The 23,404-nt window shown below is 34.6% G+C and carries 27 protein-coding genes and 1 pseudogene; 20 read left to right on the top strand and 8 right to left on the bottom strand.

Going from position 1 to position 23,404, the window contains the following annotated elements:
- Positions 1 to 18: 18 nt before the first annotated feature.
- On the bottom strand, positions 19 to 414 hold the full coding sequence (locus AC2CGR_RS05780; RefSeq protein ID WP_484480624.1) for a helix-turn-helix domain-containing protein: 396 nt from the start codon (positions 412 to 414) through the stop codon (positions 19 to 21).
- 149 nt (positions 415 to 563) lie between these two features.
- Between AC2CGR_RS05780 and AC2CGR_RS05785 the strand changes: the two genes are divergently transcribed.
- The 10 genes from AC2CGR_RS05785 (at position 564) to AC2CGR_RS05830 (ending at position 5,562) form a co-directional block, all read left to right on the top strand.
- Positions 564 to 743 carry a helix-turn-helix transcriptional regulator gene (locus AC2CGR_RS05785; RefSeq protein WP_484480625.1) on the top strand — a complete coding sequence of 60 codons (180 nt, stop codon included), beginning with the start codon at positions 564 to 566 and terminating at the stop codon, positions 741 to 743.
- A gap of 40 nt (positions 744 to 783) precedes the next feature.
- Positions 784 to 1,083 carry a helix-turn-helix domain-containing protein gene (locus AC2CGR_RS05790; protein WP_098417151.1) on the top strand — a complete coding sequence of 100 codons (300 nt, stop codon included), beginning with the start codon at positions 784 to 786 and terminating at the stop codon, positions 1,081 to 1,083.
- Between the two features lie 67 nt (positions 1,084 to 1,150).
- On the top strand, positions 1,151 to 1,666 hold the full coding sequence (locus tag AC2CGR_RS05795; protein WP_484480626.1) for a helix-turn-helix domain-containing protein: 516 nt from the start codon (positions 1,151 to 1,153) through the stop codon (positions 1,664 to 1,666).
- A gap of 28 nt (positions 1,667 to 1,694) precedes the next feature.
- Positions 1,695 to 1,916: an RNA polymerase subunit sigma gene (locus AC2CGR_RS05800; protein WP_484480627.1), complete on the top strand. Its 222-nt coding sequence runs from the start codon at positions 1,695 to 1,697 to the stop codon at positions 1,914 to 1,916.
- A gap of 183 nt (positions 1,917 to 2,099) precedes the next feature.
- Positions 2,100 to 2,384 (top strand): hypothetical protein, encoded by a 285-nt coding sequence (locus AC2CGR_RS05805; RefSeq protein ID WP_484480628.1) that lies wholly within the window; start codon positions 2,100 to 2,102, stop codon positions 2,382 to 2,384.
- A 117-nt stretch (positions 2,385 to 2,501) separates the two neighbouring features.
- The gene (locus AC2CGR_RS05810) at positions 2,502 to 3,452 is read left to right on the top strand and encodes a DnaD domain-containing protein (RefSeq protein ID WP_484480629.1); all 951 of its coding nucleotides are present in this window, start codon (positions 2,502 to 2,504) and stop codon (positions 3,450 to 3,452) included.
- Entirely contained in the window at positions 3,449 to 4,771 is a 1,323-nt protein-coding gene (gene dnaB, locus AC2CGR_RS05815) for a replicative DNA helicase (RefSeq protein WP_484480630.1), read from the top strand. The genes AC2CGR_RS05810 and dnaB overlap by 4 nt, the downstream gene beginning before the upstream one ends.
- A 2-nt stretch (positions 4,772 to 4,773) precedes the next feature.
- On the top strand, positions 4,774 to 4,962 hold the full coding sequence (locus tag AC2CGR_RS05820; protein ID WP_484480631.1) for a hypothetical protein: 189 nt from the start codon (positions 4,774 to 4,776) through the stop codon (positions 4,960 to 4,962).
- Positions 4,937 to 5,299 carry a cell division protein SepF gene (locus AC2CGR_RS05825; protein ID WP_484480632.1) on the top strand — a complete coding sequence of 121 codons (363 nt, stop codon included), beginning with the start codon at positions 4,937 to 4,939 and terminating at the stop codon, positions 5,297 to 5,299. The genes AC2CGR_RS05820 and AC2CGR_RS05825 overlap by 26 nt, the downstream gene beginning before the upstream one ends.
- 71 nt (positions 5,300 to 5,370) lie before the next feature.
- Positions 5,371 to 5,562 (top strand): DUF3954 domain-containing protein, encoded by a 192-nt coding sequence (locus tag AC2CGR_RS05830; protein WP_484480633.1) that lies wholly within the window; start codon positions 5,371 to 5,373, stop codon positions 5,560 to 5,562.
- Positions 5,563 to 5,681: 119 nt separating this feature from the next.
- On the opposite strand, the gene AC2CGR_RS05835 is transcribed toward AC2CGR_RS05830, so the two are convergent.
- Positions 5,682 to 6,389: a hypothetical protein gene (locus AC2CGR_RS05835; protein ID WP_484480634.1), complete on the bottom strand. Its 708-nt coding sequence runs from the start codon at positions 6,387 to 6,389 to the stop codon at positions 5,682 to 5,684.
- Positions 6,390 to 6,500: 111 nt separating this feature from the next.
- Here AC2CGR_RS05835 and AC2CGR_RS05840 point away from each other — a divergent pair, with 111 nt between their 5' ends.
- From AC2CGR_RS05840 to AC2CGR_RS05870, 7 genes are all read left to right on the top strand, one after another.
- The gene (locus AC2CGR_RS05840) at positions 6,501 to 6,641 is read left to right on the top strand and encodes a hypothetical protein (RefSeq protein ID WP_484480635.1); all 141 of its coding nucleotides are present in this window, start codon (positions 6,501 to 6,503) and stop codon (positions 6,639 to 6,641) included.
- Between the two features lie 236 nt (positions 6,642 to 6,877).
- A complete protein-coding gene (locus AC2CGR_RS05845; RefSeq protein ID WP_484480636.1) occupies positions 6,878 to 7,759 on the top strand; it encodes a DUF4747 family protein in 882 nt (293 codons plus the stop codon).
- Positions 7,734 to 8,378 (top strand): hypothetical protein, encoded by a 645-nt coding sequence (locus tag AC2CGR_RS05850; RefSeq protein WP_484480637.1) that lies wholly within the window; start codon positions 7,734 to 7,736, stop codon positions 8,376 to 8,378. The genes AC2CGR_RS05845 and AC2CGR_RS05850 overlap by 26 nt, the downstream gene beginning before the upstream one ends.
- 150 nt (positions 8,379 to 8,528) lie before the next feature.
- A complete protein-coding gene (locus tag AC2CGR_RS05855) occupies positions 8,529 to 8,999 on the top strand; it encodes an ArpU family phage packaging/lysis transcriptional regulator (RefSeq protein WP_484480638.1) in 471 nt (156 codons plus the stop codon).
- Entirely contained in the window at positions 8,996 to 9,538 is a 543-nt protein-coding gene (locus AC2CGR_RS05860; RefSeq protein ID WP_484480639.1) for a site-specific integrase, read from the top strand. Before AC2CGR_RS05855 ends, AC2CGR_RS05860 begins: the two co-directional genes overlap by 4 nt.
- A gap of 82 nt (positions 9,539 to 9,620) precedes the next feature.
- The gene (locus AC2CGR_RS05865; protein WP_484480640.1) at positions 9,621 to 10,595 is read left to right on the top strand and encodes a DUF2971 domain-containing protein; all 975 of its coding nucleotides are present in this window, start codon (positions 9,621 to 9,623) and stop codon (positions 10,593 to 10,595) included.
- A gap of 186 nt (positions 10,596 to 10,781) precedes the next feature.
- A complete protein-coding gene (locus AC2CGR_RS05870; RefSeq protein ID WP_484480641.1) occupies positions 10,782 to 11,579 on the top strand; it encodes a hypothetical protein in 798 nt (265 codons plus the stop codon).
- A gap of 418 nt (positions 11,580 to 11,997) precedes the next feature.
- On the opposite strand, the gene AC2CGR_RS05875 is transcribed toward AC2CGR_RS05870, so the two are convergent.
- Entirely contained in the window at positions 11,998 to 12,798 is an 801-nt protein-coding gene (locus tag AC2CGR_RS05875) for a hypothetical protein (RefSeq protein WP_484480642.1), read from the bottom strand.
- A 379-nt stretch (positions 12,799 to 13,177) separates the two neighbouring features.
- Between AC2CGR_RS05875 and AC2CGR_RS05880 the strand changes: the two genes are divergently transcribed.
- Entirely contained in the window at positions 13,178 to 13,735 is a 558-nt protein-coding gene (locus AC2CGR_RS05880; RefSeq protein ID WP_484480643.1) for an SLATT domain-containing protein, read from the top strand.
- A 76-nt stretch (positions 13,736 to 13,811) separates the two neighbouring features.
- On the opposite strand, the pseudogene AC2CGR_RS05885 reads toward AC2CGR_RS05880, so the two are convergent.
- Both AC2CGR_RS05885 and AC2CGR_RS05890 read right to left on the bottom strand, forming a co-directional pair.
- Positions 13,812 to 13,913: pseudogene (locus AC2CGR_RS05885) on the bottom strand (DUF8096 family protein); the annotation flags it as partial.
- Between the two features lie 135 nt (positions 13,914 to 14,048).
- Positions 14,049 to 14,276 carry a HEAT repeat domain-containing protein gene (locus tag AC2CGR_RS05890; protein ID WP_088308776.1) on the bottom strand — a complete coding sequence of 76 codons (228 nt, stop codon included), beginning with the start codon at positions 14,274 to 14,276 and terminating at the stop codon, positions 14,049 to 14,051.
- A gap of 289 nt (positions 14,277 to 14,565) precedes the next feature.
- Here AC2CGR_RS05890 and AC2CGR_RS05895 point away from each other — a divergent pair, with 289 nt between their 5' ends.
- Together AC2CGR_RS05895 and AC2CGR_RS05900 are read left to right on the top strand one after the other, a co-directional pair.
- Positions 14,566 to 17,247, top strand: coding sequence for a hypothetical protein (locus AC2CGR_RS05895; RefSeq protein ID WP_088308774.1), 2,682 nt, complete (start codon positions 14,566 to 14,568; stop codon positions 17,245 to 17,247).
- Positions 17,248 to 17,576: 329 nt separating this feature from the next.
- A complete protein-coding gene (locus tag AC2CGR_RS05900; RefSeq protein WP_088308772.1) occupies positions 17,577 to 19,322 on the top strand; it encodes a phospholipase D-like domain-containing protein in 1,746 nt (581 codons plus the stop codon).
- A gap of 421 nt (positions 19,323 to 19,743) precedes the next feature.
- Here AC2CGR_RS05900 and AC2CGR_RS05905 read toward each other — a convergent pair whose 3' ends face one another.
- Genes AC2CGR_RS05905 through AC2CGR_RS05915 form a run of 3 tightly spaced genes read right to left on the bottom strand, consistent with a single transcriptional unit; the run spans position 19,744 to position 23,357 of the window.
- Complete coding sequence (locus tag AC2CGR_RS05905) at positions 19,744 to 20,124, bottom strand: DUF6262 family protein (protein ID WP_088308770.1); 381 nt, start codon at positions 20,122 to 20,124, stop codon at positions 19,744 to 19,746.
- A complete protein-coding gene (locus AC2CGR_RS05910) occupies positions 20,117 to 22,228 on the bottom strand; it encodes a tyrosine-type recombinase/integrase (RefSeq protein ID WP_484480644.1) in 2,112 nt (703 codons plus the stop codon). Before AC2CGR_RS05910 ends, AC2CGR_RS05905 begins: the two co-directional genes overlap by 8 nt.
- Before the next feature lie 13 nt (positions 22,229 to 22,241).
- Positions 22,242 to 23,357: a tyrosine-type recombinase/integrase gene (locus tag AC2CGR_RS05915; RefSeq protein ID WP_033657234.1), complete on the bottom strand. Its 1,116-nt coding sequence runs from the start codon at positions 23,355 to 23,357 to the stop codon at positions 22,242 to 22,244.
- Positions 23,358 to 23,404: the final 47 nt, after the last annotated feature.

The following is a 23,404-nucleotide window of genomic DNA, read 5'->3' on the forward strand; positions in this document are numbered from 1 at the left end:
TCGGTGCAGGTAAAAATTTTATTTATCTTCGTTTTTTCTATTCTTTTCATTCTGCATTATGAATTCCCAAAAACGTTTTAATTCTTCGCGTTTCTCAGGAGATGCGTTCTGAATATCTTTAAACCAGAGACCTAATTCAGGATCGTTAATAATATTAGTCTTCACTTCAATATTCTCTCCATTAATGAACCCTATTTCTTCTAAGAGAGTACCTGTTCTCTTATTCATGGCTGTTGCTATTTTTTCAATTACTAATAGTGTTGGTTCTACAGGTTTGCCAGTTCTAGAGTCAATTCCTTTTTCGAGTTTATCTATATATGTATGACTTACATCACACTTTTGAGCGAAATCTCGTAAAGAGAGTTTATTTTTTAAGCGATAATCTTTAATAATTTCACCAAGAGTTCTTTTCATTTTTTAACCTCCTAACATAATTGTAAACAATAATTTACAAAAAGAAACGAAAATAGACAAAAATATAAGTAAAACATTGTTGACAGTGGAGTAAACTATGGTTTACAATTGTTTTGTAATCATATGAATACAAAGGGAGGGGGAAATGTATGAATAAATTAGCTGTATTCAGAAAAGAAAAATTAATATCACAAAAAGAGTTAGCGACTTATGTCGGCTCATCCCGTACCTATATTTCTGAAATAGAAAACAATAAAAAGCAGCCGAATGTTAAATTGGCTATAAAAATTGCTAAAGCTTTAGGGACAAATGTAGAGAATATATTTTAGATATATTTGTAAACTATAATTTACAAGGGGGTTGTAAATAATGATTAACTTCGACATTGAATCATTCCGTCAAATCATCCGTGAAGAAGTACAAAGAGCAACTGAGCATCTTCAACCAATGAACGAACTACCACCATTTTTAACTATTTCGGAATTAATGGACCTGTTACATATTAAACGTACCAAAGCATCTGAGTTATTAAATCGTTCTGATTTTCCAGTATGCCGTGAAGCAGGAGTTCTTATTCCTACACATCTTCTTTTTAAGTGGATGGAGAATCATACGGACTGGGTCGAAAATAATACTGAGTACTACAATCCATTTAAAGAATCCGTCTAATACTAAGTTACCATGTTGGGTTGTCACAAATAAATAATACGTTAGGTACGAATGGGGGAAGTAAACGATGTCTATAGGAAAAGAAGTTGCTATGGCACGTAAACGAAAGGGAATCACTCAAGAACAACTCTCCTTAGAAATCCCTGTGAGTCGTGAGTCACTAGCAAAATATGAAACTGAACAACGACGGTTACCAGAAGATTTACGAAAATGTATTACTGAAGGAATAGATGACCCGCAACTGTTTTTTAAAATGTGGAGTGAAGCAACAGGTCATGTAAGCATTCCATTCTTTAATGGGGAATACATTGACCTTCATCCTACAAGTATGAGGTACATGGTTCAGCAAGAAACAAATGAAGCTTTGAAACAGCTTGATGCATTATGTTGGTTTAAACCTTCACAAGTATGGTCTGAACATGAGAAAGAATCTATGAAAAAGGCTATGCATGAAATTTTAGATGCTACTGGTTCGATGATGAGTCTAGTAGCGGTCTTATGTGATCAGTACGGTTTTTCAATGACAGATATATTTAAGTATTGGAAGGTTTCATTAAGAGCAAGGAAATATACAGATGGTTAATTTGATTATTACTAGGGAGGTAAAAGTAATGACAATTGATTATGTGAGTCCAACTTTAAGGCAATATAAAGAACTGGTAAGAAAAGAAGCGAATTTATATGGGGATATCCGAATCGCATCAATTTGTGGAGATTTTATAAAGGCAAAAAGTTTAAAGCAAGAGAAGAAATTAACGGAGATAAGAATTCGAATTATAGAAGCTGCATTTGTTTTGAAAAATAAAAAGAAAAAAGAAATGGCTACCGCATAGCCCGCGATAACCAATAATATCAAAAAATAAATTATAACATATTCCGATTTAATGCGACAAGCAACTGCGCTTGTCGTTATGGCCAGAAAGAATTGTTCTCCTATTGTTAATAGTTTATAAGATTGTACTTTCTGGCCATAACGATACGTACAGTATCAAATTATTTGAAGTGAGGAATGAAACATGAAAGTAGATTGTAATCGTCTGTTTGATTTAGTTCTACCAGGAGACTTTGCTTTTGCAAATGAATTACATAACTGCATGATGACATGTATTCATAATATGTTCAATGCTAGTTCGCTTGATGAAGCAGATCACTGGGAGAAAGAGTTAAATAGGTGCGCTAAAGAATTCAAGAGTATTCGTAACGCAAGAGAAGAACATGATGTATTAAAAAGTTATCGAGTAGTTGTTAAAAATCTTCGAGGTAAAGGAATCAATGCATCATTAGTTAGTCGTAGAAAATAAAAAATCTATCACTTGGCAGAGTGATAGATTTAAGGCTCGTATAGCGAGTCTTTATAAATATTAATTTAGTTAAATTATATCAAAGTAAATCAAGTAAAACAATGGAGGATGAATAATATGGCAGTTTATAGACCGGTACACGTTTCATTTTGGCAGGATTCATTTGTTTTAGATCTTACACCAGAGGAAAAGTATTTTTACTTGTATTTGATGACAAACAGTAAGACGTCTCAATCAGGCATCTATGAGCTTCCACTTCGCATCATTGAAACTGATACAGGGTACAACCGTGAAACTGTTATGAAGCTATTAGAACGTTTTGCTGAGTATGGGAAAATTAATTACAACCAAAAAACAAAAGAGTTGTTCTTAATTAACTGGTTGAAATTCAATCCAATTAAAAATGTAAATATTGAAAAGTGCGTTTTAAAAGAGATTCAGTCCGTAAAGGACCAGGATTTTTTAGTTGATTTCTATGAAACTTGTTTGCAATTAGAACGAGAGCAAGGTTTTAAAATTCCTCGTATTAAGGAGTATTTATCAGTCCGTTTGGAGGGGCTTATAAGGGGCTTCCAAGACCCTAGCAAGGAAGAAGAAAAAGAAAAAGAAGAAGAAAAAGAACAACAACAAGAAAAACGCGCGAGTGCGGAAGAAGTTGTTGAGGCTAATCCAATTTCTTTTTACGAACAGAACTTCGGACTGATTACACCTTTTATTGCAGAGGGTATTCATGCATGGGTAGATGATTTAAATGCAGAGCTGGTTGTAAAAGCTATGGAAATCGCTTTAGAGAAAAATACAAGAAATATGAATTACGTAAATACGATTTTAAGAGATTGGCATCTTAAGGGATTGAAAACAATAATGGACGTTGAAGCAGCTGATAAAGCATTTCGTGATCAACGACTAGCAAAGGGACAGCAGAAAACTCAAGCACCTTATCAAAATAAAGGTCTATCAGCATCTACTCAAAACGTATTACAGCAGCAACAAGCATGGGAGCAGAACATTCCAACAGAAGAAGAACTTGCAGTACTTAACCGACAGAATGCGTGGTTGGCCCAATGAGTAACGATATGATTCGTAATGTAGAAGCTGAACAAAGTGTTTTAGGTAGCATTATCCAAGAAGGCGATTTAATTAAAGATTGTCAGCTAAAGGTAAAACAGTTTTCTTTACCAACACACCAAATGATTTTTAAAGCGATGAGAGAGTTAGAGGATGCTGAAGTACCAGTAGATCTAGTTGCTCTTATTGGAAAATTCGATGAAAGTTTTATGCATCAAATTGGTGGAATCGAATTCTTTGTAAACCTCACAGAAGTTGTTACGACAACTAAAAATTTTTCGTATCACGAAGGGTTAATCATTGAGTCTTGGAAAATGAGACATGCCCAAGAGGTTGCTGGTAACTTATATAACCGCCTTCAGCATGAAAGAGATATGAGTGCTATTAGTAGAGCGATTGATGAACTGAGCTCCATTGAAGAAACAGGTTACTCAGATGAATTCAACTTGAAAGAAACACTTGTTGATCTGTATAAGGAAATGCAGATTGATGTAGGTGATTTAACTGGTATACCAACTGGTTACGATGATCTAAACAGAATGACAGCTGGATTACAAGAAGGGGATTTAATTATTGTAGGTGCCCGTCCTTCGATGGGGAAAACAGCATTTGTACTAAACGTTGCTTTCCATGCGGCCAGTGCACATACAGCAACAGGAATCTTTTCGTTAGAAATGGGAGAAAAGCAGTTAGTTAAGCGTATGATCTCTAGTACTGGAAATATCGATGCTACGAAATTAAAGAATCCTAAAAAGTTATGTAATTTAAAGGATTGGGAAAAGATTAGTCAGGCAATGGGATTGATAAATGATTTGCCATTAGAAATTTACGATAAAGCAAATGTCACGATGCAAGAGATTTACGCTAAAACGAGGAAACTAAAGCGTAAGTACCCTGATAAAAAGGTTTTAATTGCAATTGATTATTTGCAGCTTATTGTGGGGGATCCAAAGCATAGAGGAAACCGCATGCAAGAAATAGGTGAGATTAGTCGTAAGTTAAAATTGATGGCAAGAGAATTAAATGTATGTGTCGTGGCATTATCACAGCTAAGTCGTGCTGTCGAAAGTAGGCAAGATAAGAGACCGTTACTATCAGATTTACGTGAAAATGGTCAAATTGAGCAAGATGCGGATTTAATAGCATTCCTATACCGGGAAGACTACTATGACCGCGAGACAGAAAATAAAAACATAACAGAAATTATTTTAGCAAAACAGAGGAATGGTCCAGTTGGCGTTGTTGAACTAGCATTCATTAAAGAATTTAGTAAGTTTATAAATTTAGAGAGAAAGTTCAATCATCAACAGGAGGCTTAATCATGTTGTTACGTCAGGAAGTAGAACGTAGAAAACTAGCAATTATTCGTAAATTATTGAGATTAGGGTTAGCTGAAATTAACGGACAAACATTAGATCAACTAACGTTAACGCAGCTTGAAGGAATCTTAGTTGCAAGCTTGAAGGTATTGGAGGGAACCAATGATGCCCAAGCAATTAACAATCTTTGATGTGGAAATAGTTGTATCATTTAATCCTAAGAAAGCTCAAATCCATCATTTGAATTCAAAACTACGATATGCAGATGTAGTTGTACAAATACCACGTCAAGCAAAAGCGATTGATGAATTAAAACCGACGACAGCACCTGATGAACGTTATGAGTTATTCGAAGATTACACAATTGGAATTTGGCGTTATAAGCGAGCGGAGGATAAACAATTTGGGTGGGAAGAGGCAGAAGAAATGTGTAAGCGAGCAAGAGATGAAAAAGAGCCGATTCCAATTCGGCTCCATCTATCACTGGAACAATCATTTGTTCCGGAAAATGTTTTGCAATATTTATAGACAAATAAAAAAGCTGAGATCACTCTCAACTTACTCCGGAAAAGTAATTATAACATATGGGAGTGATCTTGGTGGGAATTAGAAAAGAAAATCTTGTAGAAATGACAGCTGAAATAGATTTGAAAACAAATGGAATATATGTTGTTAAAAATGGTCAAGTCCAACTAATAGAGCCACCTCAAGGTGGATTTGGTGAACAATCATTTGTATATCAAAGTGGAAAAGTAATTCGTATGGAAGAACGAAAAACACAGTTATTTTAATCAAATCTGAAATTTGTTAAGAAAGATGAAAATTATGAACAAAATAGGAGAGTATTACAAAAAAATAAGGTCCAAAATATTATTTATTTTGGACCTTATTGCAGTAGTGAGAAATTTATTTACTTAGTAGGTTGATATTGTTGTGACATCTTGGCTAATTGTTTGAATTTTTCAGGGTCTTGGAAAGCTTGGGATAATAATACTTCCATCATTTTTATCTCTGGTTGAACTGTATTTTTTTGAATTTGATTCATTGCTAAATCAATTGTTTGTGCTGCTAATTCATTATTACGTTCAATAACAAGTGATTTCAATTCAGCAAGGTTATCTTGAATGTTAAGTAAATAAGGAACAACATTTAAATGTCCTTGTTCAGATGTAGGTTGTACCGTTTGGCTGTTCTCCTCTTTCTCTTGAATATCGAATAATAAGATTGTTTCACGTAAACGATTTTTAGCAGCATCAGCTTTTTCTAGGTCATTTGTAGCATAGGTGATAGTTCGTAAATTAGCGACGTCAAATGGAAGCTTGGTTTCTTCTTCCACAATTGGAATTAAAGGTTTTCCTAGAGCGTGACGAAAGCCCATTTCATAAAATGCATTAGGATTATGTTCAGTCATATCAGCAATGACTAAATCTGCACTATTTAAATGTTCAATGATAGTATTATCTATTCTGTCAACACTATGAAGTTTGTCGACTCGTGTAACTTTAAATTCAAGCTCATTACAAACAGGCTCAATAATATGTTTTAAAACGATATCAGAGCGTTTTCGCTGAGGTGAATCCTCATTTCCAATTGGACAAACAATAAAACAGTTTTTCATTAAAAATTGTCTCCTTTAGCAGATATTTTTTGTTTAGACATAATCTATGAAGTTCCTCTTTTGGGTATTAAAGGAATCTATTGTTATTTTAACACGAGGTGGTGAGAAAATATGGATATAAAAAGAAAATTGGAGAATATTGTTTGGCATATCGAAACAAACAGAGAAATTCTAGGCGATAAAAGAACATTGGATGATGTATGGAATGCCTTAAAGATAATGGTAGATAAACCGAATGAGGGAAATGAATAAAAGCATTATTTTAAAATGAAAAGGGAATGAAAGAGGAAGAAATGACTAAAATGATGTCAAAAGGACCGATTGAAGTTAGGGAAAGGCGATAAAACAATAGTCAATGTAACTCGTTTTTTTTAATCTACTAGATTTTTTGTGTGCATTTTAATATTTTGATAGAATAATATTGAATTATCTTATGGGATTTTTTAGTATTGTTTAAGTGAATGTTAAAAAGGATTTGGAGGATTAATATGTCTAGAGTATATTTTGCGAAATTTAATGTGAATGAAAATATTTATAAGGTATATGAAAATCAAGGGCTACTTAATGAATTGCTAAATAAAATGTATAGAGAAATTAATAATGAAGTGAAATTAGTAGACAATGATGGAACATATAAGTTTATTAATTTAGATAAAAATCTTGATACATTAGTAATTAACGGCAGAATTGTTTTGTATGCACCAGGGATTCATTCAAGTTATGATGATATTGAAGATAATATTGTTGAAGAACAAGATGATAAAAAGGCTACATATATAACGTTTAGTTTTGATGTGCAACGAGAAATTATTGGTTTTGTTCCCAAATTTAATTTTGGTAGAAAAAAATTCATGGAAAAGTTCAAAGATTTAGTGGAAGCATGTTGTGATATTGGGGAAGTAGAATTGTTTTTAGAGAATGATTCAGAATTACTGGATGAAAAATTAAAAGTTTTATCTCATACAAAAGAGATAGATGTTCGATTAATTCCTCCGAATGGGGATAAAGAAGAATTTAAGGAGTTGTTCGGTTTAGACTCAGAGGAGTTAAGAAAGACTGATGGTACAAGGTTTACTTTTGTGATAGCAGGTACAGCTAAAAAGGGTGTTGATATCTCATCAAAGTATATTAGTCGATTTATAAAGGGTGTACGTTTAGGTTATGGTAAATTAAAAGTAAAAGGTAAAAATTCAACAGGTGAAGATATTACAATAAATAGTGAGGATGATACACCGTTTACAAGACCGATAGCGGATCACAATAAAGACAGTATCCCTGCAATACAAGAAAAAACTAGAGCAGGTAGTGTGAAATTACTTGCTACAAAAGCGAGGGTGAGAACAATTGAGTCAGGAAAAGGGGCAGAATAAAGCTAATGATATAGAGTTCTATTACAGGAAGAATCGATTTTTTAATCTATTGTTTGTGACCCGAAAATATAAGGACTTATATAAAAGTAAAGAAGCTTTTATTACGCTTATACTAACTTTAATAACAGTTTGCTTTTTAAATTTAATATTAACTCATGAGACGGACATTTCTTCTGGTATTATGAAGGGGTTTTCTGGACAAGATTATTATATTGAATCTGTGGTTGAACCAGTTAGAAGCTTGTTGTTAGGAGTTGCTGGAGGTTTTTTCAGTCTTCTTGGTTTTTCGATAGGAGGTTTAGCAATTTTAACAGGTACAATAGATAATAGTACAATTTCAAATATAAGAACAAAACGTAAAATAGATCATTTTATGAGTGTAATTTTTAATTTTTATTTTGCGGGCGCATCAACAGGATTTTCAATTATTTTATGCCTCTTAACATACATAGCATCTTTCACAAAAATTCAATTTAATTATTGGACGTTTTTAATTGGAGGATTTGTAATAACTTATTTTATATATTTTTCTATAATATATTCGGTAATGTTATTAGGTACATGTATTCGCCTATTCTTGCTTAAGTATTTTTATGCTGTTTCATCAGACGAAGATTAGACAGGTATAATATATAACAATAAAATATTTAGTCCTACTGGAAGAACCAGCGGACATTAAACCATAAAGAGCATTAGCAATATTGCTCTATGGTTTGATGTCCGCTTTTTTGTTTTTTATTAATAAAATAGACAAGGAGTGTTTTTATAAATGACGCAATTAACTTTCTTACCTAAAATTGATCGTAAAGCGACACAAGTTCGTTTAGAAGAAGTTCTTGAAAATGTTCGTATTCATAGACAATTTGGGATGATTAGAAATGAGATGAAAGTCACAGCTTCTTGCGAAGTAAGGTATCATGGCCCAACAAATATGGTAGGTAAGCCAACTGAAGATGTTGCTTTAACAAATATCGCAATGAGTGAAAGAGAAGTAAAATTGCAAAGCTTATCTTTTCAAATTGATAAGGCATTAAGTCGCTTTAGTAAGAATCAAAGAGACATCATAGTAAAGCGATATTTAGAAGGTGAAGAAGTCTTTGATTACATGGTTTATAACGAGATTGGTATGAGTGAACGTACATACAGACGAAATAAATCTAATGCTTTTTATAAATTAGCGTTTGCTCTCAGATTAGAAGTATATGAGATAGAAGAGCATGACGGAGGCGATAACATATGAATTTTGTTCAGCCAATACGTGAAGCAGAGCTGATACAGCAGATTAAAGAATATCTTAAGGGAAATAACGAGCGTAATTATATTTTGTTTGTAATGGGTATTAATACAGGTTTACGGATTAGTGATATTTTAAAGTTAAGAGTTGGTGATTTAAAAGGTAGTCATATTTCGATGCGTGAAATGAAGACGGGTAAACAGAAACGTATTCAAATTACTGCGGCACTAAGAAGAGAGTTGAAATGGTACATTGAAGATATGCAAGACAATGAATATCTAATTAAGAGCAGACAAGGGAAGAATCGACCGATAGGAAGAAGCATGGCATATAAAATACTTAGTACTACAGCAGCAGAGTTTGGATTGGACGAAATCGGAACACATACATTACGTAAGACATTTGGATATCACATGTACATGCAGACAAAGAATATAGCCTTGCTGATGGAAATATTCAATCATTCAAGCGAACGGGTAACGTTGCGTTATATAGGAGTAAACCAAGATACAATGGATAAAGCAATGAAGAAATTTAAGATTTAGTAAATTAGTATCTTTAAATATGTTAAAATTTGTTACTGTAATTGATTTAATCAAAATAAGAACGTTTAAGGAGTAGTGTTTTATGGCGTGGAAAGAAAAATATATTAATTTAATGTACCCGAACAATATGGAGCATATGAGGAAGGAAGAAGCTATGCAACTTAAGTTTCAAAATATCCCGAAATCCCTATATCGATATAGAACATTTGATAAAGATTCCTATAATATAGAGAATCTGAAAAGTAATAGAGTTTGGTGTAATCCGGCAGCTACTTTTAACGATCCTTATGATTGTGCATTGATGTTAGGTGATTATGCAGATCACATTATAAGGGTTGGAATGCTTGAGCTAATTAAAATAATGCCAATAAACCAAAATATTAAAACTATCGAAAAAATGGAGCTGCCAGAACTAAAAGATTATTTTATGGGAAAAATATTTTATCTAATGGGTGGAGAAAATATATCAAAAGCAGAACTCGCTTTAGCTTATGAGGGACCTAAAGCAGACTATGATAAAAACATCGACAAAGAATTGCAACTTATGAACGAAATATCACAAAAAGAAACAATGATAAGTTGTTTTAGTGAAGTAAATGACTCTATTTTAATGTGGAGTCATTATGCTAATAATCATAAAGGATTTTGTATTGAATACAATTTCAAGAAAGTTGGTAGAGATTCTATTCTAACAAAAAAACTACAGCCAGTGATATATAGAGAAGAAATGTTTGATATAGGTAAGCATTTTGAACATACACCAGAGAATTCTAATGGATTAAATAACTTGCTTGGAGGATACGCGGCTATCGTAAAGGCAACAGAGTGGAGTTACGAACGGGAATGGAGATTAGTTTTCCGAAAAAAAGATAGCGAAGGATTTAATCAAAAATTATTTACACCTGAATCAATTTATTTAGGAGCTGAGATATCGGAAGAAGATAAAAAGGAAATACTAAAAATTGCTGAAGAAAAGCAAATTAAAGTATTTCAAATGAAGAGAAAGAACAATCAGTTTAAATTGACTGCAGAACAAATTTTAGAAGGAGTTAAATAAAATAATTAGTTTTTGAGTTACACATAGTTATTGTACGGTGTAACTCAAGAAGGAAATTGCTATGAAGCTATGAATATCAAAGTGTGTAGCGTTTGACTTAGTTACACAAAATATAAGATATGGGTAAGTGGTTAAAATAGTGTTAAAATATAATGTGTAAATAATGTTTATTGATGGAGTGATAAGGTGACTGTAACATTTGATAGCTCAATAGCGGATGAAACGAAAATTTGGAGGTATATGGGTTTTACTAAGTTTGTAAGTTTCTTAGAGTATGGTTTATATTTCTGTCGAGCAGATAAATTTGAGGACCAATTCGAAGGGGCACTTGCGGTGAATGACAATAAGCTGTGGACAAGTGATTTTAAATACGCAAAGAAAGAAATTATAACTGAAGAACAGATGGAAAATTACAAAGTATACATAGAGCATATAAAAAAATTAAACTCTTACAATGCAAAAGCAATGAGAAAATATGTAGTTATTAATTGTTGGCATATGAATGAATACGAGTCAGAGGCAATGTGGAAGTTATATTCTCAGAATAGCGAAGGTATAGCTATTCAAAGCACATATGCAAGGCTAAAGGAGAATTTAGATATATATAGTATTTACAAAGAAGACGATGGTCAATTTATTAATATAGCACCAGTTAAGTATATTGATCACAATAAAGATAACACATCGGAAATACCAGATGTTTATGGTATTGCACCGTTTTTACATAAAAGACAATCATTTAAACACGAAGAAGAACTAAGAGTTTTAATATCACATCCTATCGCTAAAATACGCCGGCAAAAACATATTTATGAACAGGGGAAGTTTGTAGGGGTTAACTATGAACAATTAATTGAAAAGATTTATATAGCTCCAACATTGCCAGGGTGGTTTCAAGAATTAATTAAGGATGTATTAAAAAGGTATGGATTGGAGAATATCCCTGTAGTTCATTCAACATTAGATGAGCCCGCTATATTTTAATGGCAGAGTCGTGACCGCCTTTTGGCCGTAAATGTGCCGTTTATTTTGGATTCAACGTGATATATTTGTATTGTGAGAGTGGCGGAAAACATTGCTCATAAAAATTCCTTATAACTGAGAATGGATCGTCATAACCGGTGGTGATGGTTGCAGATTGGGTGAACAGTTGTTTCTTGATTTCACATTCAATTGTAATCTACGTTGTGTAAACGGAGAAGGGCTTTTGCTCTTCTTCCAGGTACTTAATACTGCTGGGGCAGGTAAATGTAAACAACATTAGGTGGTTGGAAGAAGAATAAAACTTCATTTACCGTATTTATAGTAATAACATAAGAAATTGACGAAAGGGCAACTGGTGCATGGTTGCTCTTTTTATTAAATTTTGCTCAGATCAATATAGTAACCTGAGCAAAATATTCTATGAACCTTTATTGTTTTTATTTTCAGTATTGAACGTGTTTATAAACCCTAAAAAATATTGAATTAGAACAGCTAAAAATGTTAAATCAAGAAATTTGCATGTAATAATATGCACTACTTGAATAACTCTAGATAATGTGTGCTCATTAAGAAGTCGCACGTAGTATTGGATACTATCAGAATTTATAGGTAATGCATAATGGATAAGGAAACTAAAATATGAAAATTCAAAAAGGCTTTTTACATCCATTGTATCATCATAATTAATAAATGTGAAAGTATATAGCGCTCCAAAAAATATATCAGGTAGTATAAATGTGGTAAGGATGGCTATGAAAAGATGTATACTGAATGTTAACCGTTCAAATCCATTTGTAATATTCTTTGGGTCTTTAATATTCTTATAAAGATAAAATAATATCTCGAATAGAGAAAATAGTAATGTAGAAATCATATACATGATTAGTAAATAATACAGTTCTTCCCCGTACTTTATTGTTAATAAAGATAAAAAAGCAATCTTGTGGTTTGGTATTAACACAATAAATATTGAAAAAAACATTGGTGAAAGCAAAAAAGCAAATAATCGATAGATTGGAATCATCAAGCCCGAATCCAAACCATAAGTATTTAATAAAGATTTCATAGTAAACCCATAATACGAAAGTAATATTGAGAGAAATAGAATGAAAATTAAAAGAAAAGTTGGATATGCAAGCCCAAAAATAAAAGCACAAGGTAACAAAAGCCAGATAATAGCGTTTACATAATCTGTGAAAGAGTATGAAGATTTATTCATAGTATTCACCTCCTAACCAAAAGAATTATAGCAAATAAATCTAGATAACGCATATGTTTATTTGGATTTGATGTTAAACTTACAAAAACTATTGGACATTATAATTTTGTATAAGGAGATGAGAAAGCGGAAGCATAAGGAGTTATATGTAATACTTTGGCGATTCTTAGCTTCAGGTTTAATTGAGTAAAATGGAAAAAAGATAGATACAAGATAATTTAACCAATAGCAATTATTGTGGGTGTTACTGTTCCATAACAGTAAATAGAAAGTTCTGATGAAAGGGCAACTGATGCATGGTTGCTCTTTTATTATGTCTATATAGATTAGTGACAAACATTACCAACCGTAATATGATTAATGTTGGAGGGATGTTTGGATGAGTACTGAAATTGATGTGTTTAATGAATTGAAGAGGAGGGTTGATTTAACTAGAAGAGCAAGAATAAAAGCTTCAGATAGATTAAGAGAGAAACATGAGTTTTTCGAAAGAACTTCATATTTCTATTCTGTAGTAGTGTTAATTTTATCTATATGGTTTATTGAGGGAAAAGGAGATATACCAAAAGTATTGCTAATATCGTCTTTATCATTAACATTTTTCACTATGTTTCTAGGGGTTAAAAGTTACAAGGAACGTGCTACTAATTTTGAAAACAATTATCAACAATTAAGTGTGTTATTAAATAAACTACAACGATTAGAAGCTAATCAGGGTGCAATTAATCAATTGAAACTAAAGGAACTTCACCGAGATTATGAAAAGTTAATTTTGGAAAAAGAAAATCATGTTAGTATTGACTTCATGACATGCAATTCTGAAAATGAAGAGAAATATAAAAAGGAAATAGATAGTCATAGGCGGAGAGAAGGATTTCAAAGAATTATTATATTTTTCTTTCCTTTAATACTATTGATTATATTTATAAATAAGTAAAATATTTATTAAAAGTATCTAAAGCATTCTATATGGAGTGCTTTTTATTATACAAAGAAAAAAGCCCTGTCTAGGGCTATATGATTTTCTTCATGCCGCATTTACGGCATTCTCTTAAATAGATGAAATCTTTAACGGAACTCTTAAACGCTGTATTATCGCAATTATCACAGCGACCGCTGATCTTATTATCAATACCTAAAACGCAAAAAGTCATAAAAAATAAAGGGTGATACATATTAGTCATGTGTAATATGTATCACCCTTGTAATTCTTTTTCAACAATCGCGCCCGTTAGCTGAATAAGGATTATTTATTCTTTGCTTAATTTTTTAAGTTTCGATATTGCCCTTTTAGCAATATATCTAATCCAAGTTATTTCGTGATTAACAAATGGCTTTATATAGGTTATCAACTCAGGTTCTTTAAATTTTGAAAGGGCTGATAGTGCGTGTCCTTGAACATCTTTATCCTCTAATAGCCCCACCAAAACAGGTATTACCTTCTTGTCTTTAAATTTGCCTAGTCCATCAACAATCATTTGCCTTGCCGTACCGTACCGTGTTTCTTATCTGTTGCAATCTCTAAAAGGTCATTTAATGTGTAGTAACTTTAGTTAAATGAATGCAAAAGTTGCTTTTTTCTTATTCCACCTTTTCGGGGGGTGTGCAAAATACTCTTCTTCTTTTTTCTTTAAATAGGTATGAATGGTTCAATGGAATTGTTTTTATTTATCTTGGTTTATTTATAACTAGTTGGATAGATAATAATTGCGATTGGCAATTACTTGTTGAAATTTGAGTTCTTATTACGAGCAAAGGAGAATCAGTATGTTTGATTTATTTAAAGATGTTGATAAATATAAGGGCATTCCACCATACGCCAGCGAACTTTACGGTGTGTATCAGCCTCTTTTAGGGTGGGAGTCTCGTTTGACAAAACAATGGCTTCAAATGGCCGGCCCTATGATTGACCCTCAAATTAAAGTTATTCTTGATCAAAACATTAAACCTGGTCCTGAAAAAATCAATCCAGACGATATTTGGGAAATGCTTGCTGAACCATTACAGCCTGGTTCCGGACTATCGCCCTATAGGGTCCTTCTCGCAAAAGATTTGAAAAGCGATTTGTTGAAACTAATCCAGGATAAAGTACAAAAATTTGTTGATGAGCATAACGGTCAACTTCCATCAGGCAGTGAATGGCTTACGATTATTGATATTAATAATTTGATGGATAAAGTACATGGTGATTTAAGAAAAGTTAACGATATTCACCGCAGGCGTCTCTATGAGGAGGCCATTTTACGGGCACCTGAAAGACACCTTACAGAAACGATGGTGGCTGAAATCAAAAAGGCACATTTGGAATTGATGCAGTACGAGTCTCAGATTGCTACCTTTCTTGTATTTTATGCTGAGGGACAACCTGGCTATAACCAGAATGATTTAAACAAACTGTTCCAAGTAAAGAAAGTTCCTCCTTTGAGCGACATTCTGCGTCCTACAGATCCTTTGGCTGGTATTGACCCCAGAGACGACCGTGGGGCTTTATCACCCCTTGGTCTCGTTCACTTGTTCCGCCAATACTTCTTTAATCTGGGGACATTCCTTGGCGAGCCAGTGGAACATATTTGGCTGGCACCGGGTACAACGATTGAGATGTATGAGACTAGTACCCGAAAAACTACGATAGAGCGTTCTACTGAAACATTTAGTGAGACCACCACTAGCTCTGAAAGTGAATTGAAGACACAGGATGAAATTAGTGAAGCTGTCAAAGAAGAAAATAGCAACAGTACCAAGCTGGGGATTTCTCAGAACAATACAGTCAATACTTGTGTTTATCAAGGGAGCATCTCTGCTAATTTCGGACTGGAGTCTACCCGGAAAAACACACGAGAGACGATTCACAAACAGAATCGAGAGCAGACCGAGAAGGTATCGAGTCAGATTAAACAGAGCTATAAGACGACATTTCGAATGGTCACTGAAACGACAGATACAACTAGTCGGAGACATATCATCACTAATCCATCGCCAAATCTTGTGAACTACGAACTAAGACGAAAGATGAGAAGAGTAGGCGTGCAGCTGCAAGATATAGGAACTCGTCTATGTTGGCAAGTGTTTGTCGATGACCCTGGCACTACACTGGGGCTGGCCGATTTGGTACATATCGCTCAATCACCTGATCTTTCAACTTTAAAAGAACCTGATAAGATACCTGACCCAACTACAATAACCAAAAAATGGGTTGTCCCATTTCCGTTTAAACCTGTACTGGATTACTATAAAAACGGTGCCCAATATGAATATCAAGGTCATGCAGACGGTGACCCAAATAAACCTCAGCTGGGTATTATCAAAGCCGATGGGAATGATGATAATAGTCAAATTGTCATCGAACAAGTATTTAAGGTAGATGTTCCAAGTGGCTACGATTTTAAAACGGATGATATAAGGATGACGGGTGTCCAAGGAGGTAAGATGGCAATCCTTCGTGCAACCGAGGCAAAGTCTGATGGGACTATTAACATTATTCTCCAACGCGTAAACTTTGGTGGGGAAAATGTGGTGAATCTGGAATTTGACCTTTTCTTTACCCCAACTCAGGATGAGATTAAACGAGTAAACGAGCTAAATGACAATGCAAAGAAAGACTACGATGCTGAAAAAAATCGTCTAGCATACAAATCTTATTTAGAAGAAATTCGTAAACGTATTAAGGATGCGAGTGCCATTAATAAACGACCGTCATGGGACCTGCGTGAAGAAGAACGCACTGTTGTTTACCGCAAGTTGCTTGAACGTTTAATGTTAGATAAGCCTGACAACCGAAAGCTAAGCCACATTCGTTCTGAGGTCATTCGATCAATTTTTGACGTTGATAGTATGATGTATTTTGTAGCCCCTGAGTGGTGGATGCCGCGTCTTCATCAAAGCCATCATGATCTTAATAAGATTACGGAAGATTACATGAAGCCTCTTCATCTGACTGATAAGAATATTGTGAGCTGGGGTGGAGAAGACCGGCCTGATAACTATATGATTACAGAAGACTCAGCCCCCGCTCCACTCGGAAGTTCTTTAGGATGGCTGCTTCAGCTTGACGGCGATAACCTGCGTAATGCGTTCTTAAATGCACCTTGGGTTAAGGCGGTTATTCCAATTCGTCCTGGCAAGGAAAATGCAGCTCTTAATTGGCTAAAATCCATCGAAGAGCATGACCAGGATGGTTGGGACACTAGCTATTTAGGGACAGAACCAGAGTTTCAGGGGATGAAAATGGGCGAGGTCCTAAAAATCATAGCAGACCGGCTGCAACAGCAGAATGAGGATATTCAAAATGTATTAGCAACGGAGAAAGTCTTCGAACACGGATTCGATCACTTGAAAGGCGGTTTTGATGCAGGATTGGATGCAAATGAGGTGTTTAGTCAATGGATCTCGGTATTGCCAACTGATCAGATTGTTGCGGTAGAATATCATCCTAATGATTTAAATCCATAATGACTTTTCTAAAATATATCCTAAGCCGATTATTCTGTGAAATAGGATAATCGGCTTAACTTTTGTTATAAAAGGAGTATGTTTGACGTATAAAGGAGCCTAATTAAACACAATTTATGAATATATCGTTGTCTAGAAGGATTTTACTTACTTTGCAAAAAATAATTCTCAATATTATTTGGGGTTTTATTTACATTTTTCAGCAATTAACTGATGCAATCAATGTAGGATCAAATACGGAGGAATGAAGATGAGGATAAACAAAGGCTTAGCAGTTGATTTTCATTTTAGTTGGTTATTGATGACACATGCTTCTGTGGTGACCCGAGATGGAAAATAAGGATCATGTGACACCTAACAAGCCCATCCCCGGCACAATAATCCCACCTAAACGGCCCGTGCTGCCGACGGTACCTGCACGTAGTGAAATTACAAAACCGGGGGAACCATTTACGAACAGTTGTAGTACGGATGCTGAAGAGATTGCAAAACTTCCAACTCAGGGAATCGATTTGGGATGGCCTAACGAAAGAATGAAGTGGAAGCGTCTAACTGAAAATGCAATGAAATGGTTTGACGGTGCACCGACACCTTCGACAGGTAATGTAGTCGTGCCCTATATCTATGGACGCTGTGCTTTCGATGATATCGCTGAAGCTCTGGCCAAAGCCAAATCATCCGACCATCGAATATATCTAATCGGCTGGTGGTATGACCCGTGTACGCCTATGAAGAATCCACTTGTTGGTGACCCGCCAGTGAACACACTTCTTCAAGATTATTTGAAAAATACGAAAGCACAAGTCCGGGGTTTATTTTGGAATAAGCCAATAAAAAATGGCAAGGATGGCGACAACAAGAAAATAGCAGAATTCATCAACAGTTTGCCAAACGGTGCAGCCCTCGAGGATGCTAAATTAATTGAGTTGAAACCTAATATGTTATTGTCACCTAACGTTCACCACCAGAAACTAATTGTTGTCAGTGGGTCCTGTGGTCTTGTCGCATTCCTTGGTGGGATGGATGTGAACAAAACACGGGTCAACGTGTCTGGGAATATGCCATTACACGATGTACATGTTCGTTTAAACGGTCCATCAGCAGCGGAGGCCCTAAGTATCTTTCGGGATCGCTGGATGGATCATCCGTCAACGCCCGAGCTAGATAGTGCCAAATTTCAAATGAATCCAGATGATGTTAGGCAGGATTTTATAAGAGTTACAACTTCAAAATCGGAGGTTATGGACACATGCACAGTACCAGGAAGAAAAGTTAAACCTAGAAGAATGCTTGTTTCGATTGGCCGAACCTTTCCCAACCTGGCAAAGTTCAAACCTGGGGACTCTTATCAGTTTAAAAACCCCGACCAATCTGCTTGGCAGCTTGTCAAAAATGGAATCACTAATGCAAAAGAGTTCATTTATATCGAAGATCAATACCTTGTCAGTCGCCGTGTGAAGGATTTGCTGGTTGAAAAGTTAAAGGAGCCAAATTTCAAATTCCTCCTTATCCTTATGGGAAACTCAAAGGCTTTCGAGGAAAATGGTGGGGGCGAATTTCCTTACCTGATTGGAGTTCGCAACGAATTTCGCACCGATTTTGCGAAAGTCGATCCAGGACGAAAAAAGTGGCGTATGTTCAGTTTGAAACCAACAACGGATTCAGGCCGTAGACCTTGGTGTGGAGAGTTTGTACACTCGAAGCTCTGGATTGTCGACGACCAGTACGTGGCAGTTGGATCTGCAAATTGTGACGATCGTGGATACACTTACGATACTGAGATTATGGCAGGTATTACGGAAGAACCTATTGAACGTGCTGCAGGAGGAAGGTTCGCCCGTGACCTTCGAATCGCGCTTTGGCGCAAACATCTTGGTCTAGATCATTCACATTTTGTGAACTTTGCCGTCGGTTTGAAGCATTGGCTGACCCTTCCAGCTTCTGCTATGGTTTTTGATTCCTCCGATTTGGAAGAGAGTTCTCTTTTAAACGATACAAAAGGATTGACGCGAGATGACCCTACTGCTAATTTCGCATGGACTCATTTTCTCGATCCAGATGCGGACAAGCTTTGATGTCATAAGACAATAATGAAGCATAGGGACGGTTCGAGACTGCTGAAAAAATTCTTTCCACGCGGTCATTAAAGATAAAACAGCCCCAAAACAAGGTCGAAATGTCTTCGATATGTAAATTGCTGGGTTATCGAAGATAAAACGGCCTTTTGAAATAGGCAAATGTCTTTGATAAGGCTTAATAGCTTTAATTCCACTCCTCGCTTTAGTTCGGTTCTGTTAATTTACCCCTATAATCCTTCTTTCACTAACCAGCTAGTTAGCTTAAGTACACTTATTCACAATCTTCTCAATAATTTTAACGTAAATATCCAATTATATTATAAAGAGTTATTCCATTAAATGGCCCGTTCGCTGAACAATTAGGACTCTTCGACTATGCTTCGGTAGTGAGGAAAAGGAGGGAGAACAACGTTCTCCTTTATAACTTTTTGTAAACATCTGCATAAGCTACTTTTAGCTGTTCTCTAAGTTGCTTGTTTTCCTCGCCCAATTTTTTATTCTTCCTTTTTAGAGAGGCGATAAGGGCATCCTTATTGCTTTCGTTCATTTCTCGTTTTGCTTGTTTGGGTGTAGGTACTTGTGCTTGCTGTTCTCGTAATGTTTCGATCCTGGAGCGGAAGTCCTTGTTGTTATAGAGTGTTGCTTTTGATACATTAGCTTCACTGGATACACTGTTAAAGTTTATCTTTTCATTAGCTTTTATAAGCCTTTTAATGGCTTCATCTACCTTCTGATAGGTGTTAGCCTTACGGTTGGCGTGAATCTCTTTCAAATGTGTAGAACGGTCATATTCAGACATTTTTAACACCTAACTTTCGTTTCATCCGACCTTGTCTACCAAAGATAACATTTCCATCTTGGAGGGTATTTAAAATATTTTGGTAACGTTGTAGATTCTTTTGGTTCCTCTCCGCAATATCCTCTCTACCACGTTGTTTTGCTATTTCAATTGCCTTCGTAGTGGTTTTAATGTGAAGTTCATATTTTTGTTTATCTAACTCTGAAAAACCCACCGCTAAGTCTTTACATGGAGTTTGATTATCACCACAAGTTAGACAAGGCGGGGCTTCCATATGAGGGCAGTTTCCGTTTAAACGAGCGTGACACGTTCCATAAGGGTTGTCCATCGCATTTAGCTTGTGGTCTTGCCATAATGCATCCAATATGTCTGTTGGAATATCTTCTCCTGATTTAATTTCCTGTACTTCACCGTTTAAGTCAAAGCTAAAAACACCTTGCTTTATGACTGACTCAAAGACTTTTCTTTTAGTATCATCTAATAGTTTTGCATACCTTAATGTCATTTCTGGAGAAGCATGAGCCAATAACTCCTGTACTGTTAGAATATCTGCACCGCCGTTTAACATTTTGACAGCATATGTGTGACGAAATTGGTGGATTTTAAAATAGAAAATATCTCCATTTTCGTCGAGAATTTTATTTTTACGTGCTAATTTATTTAATTGATCACGAATAGTTTTTTGATTAAATGGCTTACCTTTCCTTACACCTTTGTAGCGAATAAAAATATATCTTTCAGGATTATTATCTTTATTACTTTTTTCTATAGAATGCTGAATGAGAACTGCCAAGATATCTGCAAGTTCTTCGTCGATAGGAATTCGATGGCCTTTGACAAATGTTTTCTCAATATCAGTTATAATTGAGTATTTACCGTTCAATTTTATTAGACACTCTTGATTTAGGCCTAATATATCTGAAATTCGCAAACCAGTTTTAAAGGCTATCCATACCACTGGTATGGTTTCTTCAGGCAAATCGTTGAGGCAAGCATAAAGTTGAGACAACACGTAATCAGGAATATAATCAATTTGTTCTATTGGCTTCTTTGCTATTTTTGGTCTGTCTTCAGGAAAAAGTAGTTGCTGATAAGGCGTCGTAGGTGCAATATCATATTCGAATCGCTGTATATCTTGTAGAAATTTCCCAATATAAGCTAAAGATAGACGTATATAGTTTTTAGGGTTTGCATTTTTTTGCTTTAAATTACTATTAGAATATTCGTATAACCAAATTAAGTATAGTTCTATATGGGATCGTTCTAAACTCTTTAAATCATTCCATTTTGGTTCGTTTTTAAGTATAAAAGATAGAAACATGCTTATGACTTTTAAATAATCTATTGCCGTACTATGAGCTAATGAATCTATAAGTAAACGTTGTCGAATATATTTTTTTATCTGTTGACGCATATTTTCATGTTTAATTTTTGTGAAATTTAAATAATAGTCAGATCTACTCTTATTATAGGAAATGCCATATTTATCATGTAGTATTCGTACATCCCAGCGATCTTTTTCCCATTCTTCTCGAACATCGATTAATGAAATAAAATTAGTATAAATAGTTCGTAAGAACTTGGAAGTAGAATTCTTAGATATAATTTTCCCGTAAGTTATATCGTTTTTAGTTTGCTCTGTGACAATTCCATTTCGCTCTAAATAAATAACCCATTCATGTTCAGCTTCATTTATATCCAAATCTTGAAGAGAAGAAAGGTTTGGATAGGTTTCATTAATAAATACCGATAACTTGTTTAAGTTGGATTTGTACGCATTAAAAATAGTCGTAATTGACCACATCTCCCTAAATAACTTCTGATGAAACACAAATTTTATTTCAAGCTTAATGGCAGGGTTTTTGATGTTAAAATGCAGATATTGGCCATTGCTTTTATAATTTTTTATCGGTTCCTTAAATTGAGGAATAGTTTTCAAGAAACTAAGATTCCAAGTATTATTTTTTATAAAATAAGCATCTTTAATTTGATGAGTTGTTATTAAACCATCGCCTTGTATGGTTTTACTAGGATAGCTCAGCATCTCAGATAGTAAAACCTCGTGAAATCCTTGTTTTTGGTTGATTTGTTGTATTTGTATCATGCTCACATCATTTCTATTGATTAATTTGAAAAGCACTCTGTGCTTTTTTCCATTCGTCTCTTATTTCCTCATCTGAAGGGTGAAGGTAAAGGTTCATTGTTGTTTGAATTTGAGAGTGCCCTAGACGTTCTTGCACTTGTTTAATATTCTTTGTTTTCTGATAATATATTGTAGCGTGGGTGTGACGAAATAAATGTGGATAAAGGTTAATATCTGTTTTTTTCTTTAACCGTTTAATAAGGGAATTCACGTTCCAATACTCCATTGGTTTCCCGGCATTTATCCCACGGAGTTTCACAAAAACAAAATTTGAATCAATTTCTAATTCATCGATCACTTCATACAAGTAATCGTCATATAAATCCATTAAAGCTTGTGATATATGAATTTCCCGTTCTCCTGTTTTTAACATAGCACCGTTTTCTAATTCTCCTCTATCTACCAAACGAATGCGGTGTCCTTTTGCATGGTCAAAAACAAAATCTTCAATAAATAGAGATAAAGCCTCTCCAATCCGCAAACCAGTTTCAAATAACAGCTGAATCAAAAACGTATCCCTTATATTGGTTGTTGCTTTTAATACTTGCTGCACCTGTTCCTTTGTCAAAGTTTTTACCTTCTTGCTTGGTTCTTTTAATTTAAGTACATTTCTTGTTGAAGGGTTATCCTTATTGACATGGTGTAAGAAACTTTTATAATGTGAGCGTCCCCCTACAAATACTTGTTTTATTAATTTTTCTATAATGTCATTTTGTACTTCGTTATTTCGAAATAAATAATCGTAGAAGTTAGCAATAACAGTGATTGTTAAGTTAATGGTTCTTTCGGTTCGTTTGGCCTTTTCCTTCTTAAAGGGAATAGCTTTCGAACTTTCATAAGGACTTCTTAACCAACCAACAAATTGAACTAAATCTTCGAACCTTGTACAGCTATAATCTTTTTTGGTTTCATCCAGGTACGTAAAAAAGTGTTTTAAGGAATAACAATATGTTTTTTGAGTGTTTGGGCTTTTCCCAGTCTTATCTAAATATTTGATATACTTCATAACTGGTACCACTGGAAATCCATCTTGATTCAGCAATATATATCTTTTCTTCTTACCCTCTATAAGAACCTCTTGTACTCTTATAACAATTCCTCCTCAATCACGAAATTTACAGTTTAAAGACTTCAGTA

The organism is Bacillus sp. LSHTCR4 (assembly GCF_057197025.1).